Below are 506 nucleotides of genomic sequence, written 5' to 3' on the forward strand. Positions count from 1 at the left end.
TTTTAGAGCCTGGGACAGTTCTTTGTCTGAACATAAAATAGACCGATTCGTGCAACTTCATTTGACAGAAGAGGAAGCACTAGATGTTTACAAGTCAGAAGAAGCGAGTAAAAGAGGGAAATATAAGGGACTGTTCAAAAAAACTGTCTTTTATGAAAGTCCCTTATCGGATAAGGATATTAGTCGCATTAAGGGCATGGTTGATTTGAGAGAGACCTATCAATCCTTAATTGAAATTCAACGTCATCAAGATTATAGTCGGACAGAATTTCAGGTGTTACTTAGTAAACTCAATCATAACTATGACCGCTTTGTAAGTCAATTTGGATACTTGAATGCCTCAGTCAATCGGAACTTATTTGATAGTGACGATAAGTATTCTTTACTAGCAAGTTTAGAAGATGAATACATCGATTCTAAAGACCAGAAAGTAAAATATAAAAAATCTTTAGCCTTTGAGAAAGCATTGGTTAGACCAGAGAGAGAGATTACAAGAGTATCAACGG

At 35.6% G+C, this 506-nt stretch carries 1 protein-coding gene; it reads left to right on the plus strand.

All coding sequences use genetic code 11. The features are described 5' to 3' along the window. The coding region (locus D8863_RS11010) for a hypothetical protein (protein WP_142999508.1) at positions 1–506 on the plus strand (506 nt) is incomplete at both ends.

This window comes from Streptococcus oralis (assembly GCF_003943825.1).
Taxonomy (GTDB): Bacteria; Bacillota; Bacilli; order Lactobacillales; family Streptococcaceae; genus Streptococcus; species Streptococcus oralis_CD.